Consider the following 4,356-nt stretch of genomic DNA (forward strand, 5'->3'; position numbering starts at 1 on the left):
CTGGGTTAAGGCTTTGAAACGTAGCCATTATGTCGCATAACGTTCTTGTATTCACGACGTCCCACCACCTTAAGCCCGTAGGGCGTCCGCGATGCGGTTAGGTGGTGCGGATGTGTCCGGCTGCTTACGCTTCCTCGAAACTGAAATGCCTCTCCGATTGCACTTCTAACTTCGTGCCGGACCGAGGGCGAATGCCCGATGCGTGAATATGGTGTTATACGACGTACCTGGCTTCCTGATTTACTAGAAAAATCATATTCAGTCAGTACTAATTTGTCTTTCAAATATTATTTCGTAATCGGTAGGTTTTCCTTGACCATTGTAGTGCGTAGGAAGGACTTGAACTAATCGCCAACCTTCTTGCGCATACTTTTGTATCGTTTCTTGATGTGTCGCAGAAGTAAAAAATCCGCCAAGTGAAGTTTCAACAAATATGTATTCATACATTAAGAATCACCTATTTCCTCATATATTCGTCTTGAGCTACTTTATCCTCTCTGCAGTTCTCGACGTAAAGGATTTTTACTTTGGATCTACATCATTTCGTATTTTATTGAGCTGCTAATCTCAGAGTTGAAGAATTATGAACTTGATTTACTTTAACAATTCGAGTTAGACAACCCCTGTCAGAATTGAAGAGCCAATCATTTATTTCTCTTCTTCCTAATAACTCTATAGACTACAAAGATTAATACCCCAAAGAGAACTAAATTTATTATTTGTATTGTTGCTGTTGAAAATGAAAACATCTCGCACCTCATTTCTTAAATGCATTTCAGGTATGTCGTATAACGTTGTTGTATTCACGACGTCCTACCACCTTAAGCCCGAAGGGCGGCCGCGATGCGGTTAGGTGGTGGGATGTGTCCGGCTGACTTTACTTCCCTGCTGCTGAAAAGCCTCTCCGAATTCACTTCTAACTTCGTGCCGGACCGAGGGCGAATGCCCGATGCGTGAATATGGTGTTATGCGTAGTTCCTGACTTCCTTGAGTAACTTTCAAATTCTTATTTCATGATTACTTTTTGATTCAATCTACCCATGACTATTGTGTTGTAATAGTTACCGTCTGAAAGTAATTTATCACTCTTTAATATCCCATCAATTTCAAAATCAAATGATTTATAAAGTTCAATGGCATTTTCATTTGTTTCTAATACATTCAGATTTATTTTTATAATTCCTATGGAATCTGCCCATGATATTACTTCTTTTAACAAGTTCTTCCCCATTCCATAGCCCCAATAGTTCTTTAAAATACACACCCCAAATTCAACCTTATGCATAGTTCTCTTTAAGTCATTTCCCACACAACGTGAATACCCAACAATTTGATCTTCAACTTCAACAACTAAGAATAAATTTCTTGGATGTTCGTTGTCTGCCTTAATTATGTCTTCAAATCCTGACTGATCTATAAAAGCCTCTCCTCTTTCCCTATCCATGTTTTCTGTTTCTCCATCTATCTGTATCCTTACTTCAGACAAATATCTTGCGTCGCTATGGACGGCAGATCTAATGTTGTATCTTAGTCCTTTGACAGTAAATTCATGTTTACGAATTATCATGGTGAGCTCCATTCTATTTGTTCTAAACGGTTTTAAAGGAATTACGCATAACGTCCAGGGATTCACGACGCCTCACCACCTTAAGGCTCGAAGAGCCGGCCGCGATGCGGTTAGGTGGTGCAGGTGTGTCCGCACGAATGTGCGGACCGAAGGGGGCTTGTCCCCCAAAGCGTGAATCCTATGTTAGCTGATGTCTATCTACTTCTTCGAATCGGTTTTAACGCTGTATCATTTTACAACTTACACATTCAAATTATTGCGCCGATCAATCTCGATGCACTACAACCCTACGATGCCCTTGATACTCCAGAGCAAGATAGATTTCAGCTAACGTCCAGGGATTCACGACGCCTCACCACCTTAAGGTTCGAAGAGCCGGCCGCGACGCGGTTAGGTGGTGCAGGTGTGTCCGGCTGATTATGCTTCCTTGCTACTGAAAATACCTCTCAGTTGAATCTTCTGACTCCGGTCCGGACCGAAGGGGGCTTGTCCCCCGAAGCGTGAATCCTATGTTAGCTGATGTCTCTCTACTTCCTCGAATCGGTTTTGACGTAGTGCCATTTTTCAACTTACACTATCATCCTCATGCGCCGATGGATCTCGTTGCTCTACAACCCTATTATGATCTTTAACCCTTCGGAGCAAGAGAGATTTCAGCTAACGTTGTTGTATTCACGACGTCCCGCCACCTTAAGCCCGAAGGGCGGCCGCGATGCGGTTAGGTGGTGGGATGTGTCCGGCTGCTATCGCTTCCCCGCAACTGAAATGCCTCTCCGATTCCTCTTCTAACTTCGTGCCGGACCGAGGGCGAATGCCCGATGCGTGAATATGGTGTTATATGTAGTTGGGGCCTTCTTCGAATTACCTGTCAAAATGATGTTTATTTCCTTATTGGTATTCCATACTTTTCTGGATTGTTTATGTACTCTTCATAATTTAATGTCCCAATGTATTTAAACTCTTTTTCGTTTTCTTGGTATTGAAATAGTAGAAGTTGTCCTCTATAGCCTGAGTGAGTACCGTCATCCTGAATCCCAATCAGCCCTGGTGCGATCTGAAGATATTCTCCTGCATTTAAAGATATTTGTGGTTGCGGCTGAGATGTCACTGGATAGTTAATCTGCTGCTCAGGTTTGAAAGCCATTACGACCAAAGTGATGAGAATACCAAGTAGAATTATTTGAGTAATCCTATCCTTCATTGAAATATCCCCAATACGATGTTATTTGATCTTCATCTTACATGCACTTGCCCCAATTACATATAACGTTGTTGTATTCACGACGCCCCACCACCTTAAGCCCGTAGGGCGGCCGCGATGCGGTTAGGTGGTGCGGATGTGTCCGGCTGATTCTACTTCCCCGCTACTGAAACTACCTCCCCGAATCCACTCCTAACTCCTGCCGGACCGAGGGCAAATGCCCGATGCGTGAATATGGTGTTATATGAAGTCAGTGTCTTCTTCGACTCTACTTAAAGCCATCAAGTTTTTGATCTACAATTTCTTTTAACCATGTTTCTAATGTATCTTTTATTTTTAATCTGTCTCTTGACCTCAAAGATCTTATTTCGTTCCAATGATCATCTACTACCACTAATTTGTAATCTCCATCTGAAGTGCATTCTGGATACCAACCTAAATCAATTATGAATTTTTCTTTTTCTGGAACTACCCAATTACCGTCTATGACTACCATTGTATGAATTTGAAGTATATCCTCTGTGAAGTAATAACTATTACTTAAGCGATCTTTATCTCTTTCATCTATTATTGGGTCGATGTCATAAAATTTATTGTAAGTTATTGCATAACCCGCGGGTATTCTAAGGGGCATTATGCTCATATTCTGTCACTCCTTATTTGAAGGATCTTATTAGCATTACACTGATTTCATATAACGTTGTTGTATTCACGACGTCCCACCGACTTAAGGCGACGAAGTCGCCGGCTGCGCGTAAGCGCAGTTAGTCGGTGCGGATGTGTCCGGCTGATTCCGCTTCCATGCTGCTGAAATGCCTCTTCGAATCCACTTCTGACTCCTGCCGGACCGAGGGCCGAATGGCCCGATGCGTGAATATGGTGTTATATGAAGTCTCCACCTTCATCGATTCACTAAACTTCCATTAACCTCTTTGCAATTAATGTCTCGCAAGAGACACAAATATTATTCTCATAAGTAATTTCAACTAATCCAATTTTCTGAGCCCTTACATTCATTGATTCATAATTATTCACTACATAACTAAAGGTCGATTTCAATTCTTCATAAGTTCCGTTGTACGCGACCGTAACATGCGGAAACCAACGTTGTTCTGAATAATAGGGGTTACAATTCTCTTCAAAATCTGAAAAGAAAGCGTGAACTTTACTCATCAGATTACTTAAATCTTGATTTGTGTTCGGTTGAAAAAATGTAACATTTGACGTTGGAAATATAGCGATTGCATCAAAAAATAGATTGAATTCAGAAATTTCAGTCTGAATAAATTCATTAAATCTCTTGGACAGGCTATCAACATCAATATTGCTATATAGGGCAAGTGCAATATGGGGTTCTATCCCTTTGATATTTGTTCCAAAAGACGATAAGTGATTCTCGTTGCATTGATTCCATAGATCCCTCACATAGCGATCGAATGCATCATTAAAAAAGATTTCAATTGCGTATGTTTTCATGTGTTTGGCCCTTTCAACTTGGTTTTGTGCTCTGTGGAGATTTCATATAACGATCGTGAATTCCCGACGTCGATCCCCCTTAGATAGCTCATATCTTAGGGGGATCGATGTG

5 protein-coding genes are annotated in these 4,356 nt (G+C 41.3%); all 5 read right to left on the bottom strand.

The window, feature by feature from the left end:
- Positions 1-258: 258 nt before the first annotated feature.
- The 5 genes from ACFPQ4_RS12105 to ACFPQ4_RS12125 all read right to left on the bottom strand — a co-directional run bounded on the left by ACFPQ4_RS12105 (position 259) and on the right by ACFPQ4_RS12125 (position 4,244).
- Positions 259-447 (bottom strand): DUF4177 domain-containing protein, encoded by a 189-nt coding sequence (locus ACFPQ4_RS12105; RefSeq protein WP_378110166.1) that lies wholly within the window; start codon positions 445-447, stop codon positions 259-261.
- Positions 448-1,006: 559 nt separating this feature from the next.
- Complete coding sequence (locus tag ACFPQ4_RS12110; RefSeq protein ID WP_378112113.1) at positions 1,007-1,567, bottom strand: GNAT family N-acetyltransferase; 561 nt, start codon at positions 1,565-1,567, stop codon at positions 1,007-1,009.
- 880 nt (positions 1,568-2,447) lie between these two features.
- A complete protein-coding gene (locus ACFPQ4_RS12115) occupies positions 2,448-2,768 on the bottom strand; it encodes a hypothetical protein (protein WP_378112109.1) in 321 nt (106 codons plus the stop codon).
- Positions 2,769-3,036: 268 nt separating this feature from the next.
- Positions 3,037-3,411 carry a hypothetical protein gene (locus ACFPQ4_RS12120; RefSeq protein ID WP_378112110.1) on the bottom strand — a complete coding sequence of 125 codons (375 nt, stop codon included), beginning with the start codon at positions 3,409-3,411 and terminating at the stop codon, positions 3,037-3,039.
- A 269-nt stretch (positions 3,412-3,680) separates the two neighbouring features.
- On the bottom strand, positions 3,681-4,244 hold the full coding sequence (locus tag ACFPQ4_RS12125) for a 2'-5' RNA ligase family protein (protein WP_378112111.1): 564 nt from the start codon (positions 4,242-4,244) through the stop codon (positions 3,681-3,683).
- Positions 4,245-4,356 lie beyond the last annotated feature (112 nt).

The sequence above is a fragment of the Cohnella yongneupensis genome (assembly GCF_042655785.1).
In the GTDB taxonomy this organism is placed as follows: Bacteria; Bacillota; Bacilli; order Paenibacillales; family Paenibacillaceae; genus Cohnella; species Cohnella yongneupensis.

Coding starts and splice junctions, on each gene's coding strand:
- ACFPQ4_RS12120 (WP_378112110.1), bottom strand. CDS start 3,411: ATGAGCATAATGCCCCTTAGAATACCCGCGGGTTATGCAATAACTTAC.
- ACFPQ4_RS12105 (WP_378110166.1), bottom strand. CDS start 447: ATGTATGAATACATATTTGTTGAAACTTCACTTGGCGGATTTTTTACT.
- ACFPQ4_RS12125 (WP_378112111.1), bottom strand. CDS start 4,244: ATGAAAACATACGCAATTGAAATCTTTTTTAATGATGCATTCGATCGC.
- ACFPQ4_RS12115 (WP_378112109.1), bottom strand. CDS start 2,768: ATGAAGGATAGGATTACTCAAATAATTCTACTTGGTATTCTCATCACT.
- ACFPQ4_RS12110 (WP_378112113.1), bottom strand. CDS start 1,567: ATGATAATTCGTAAACATGAATTTACTGTCAAAGGACTAAGATACAAC.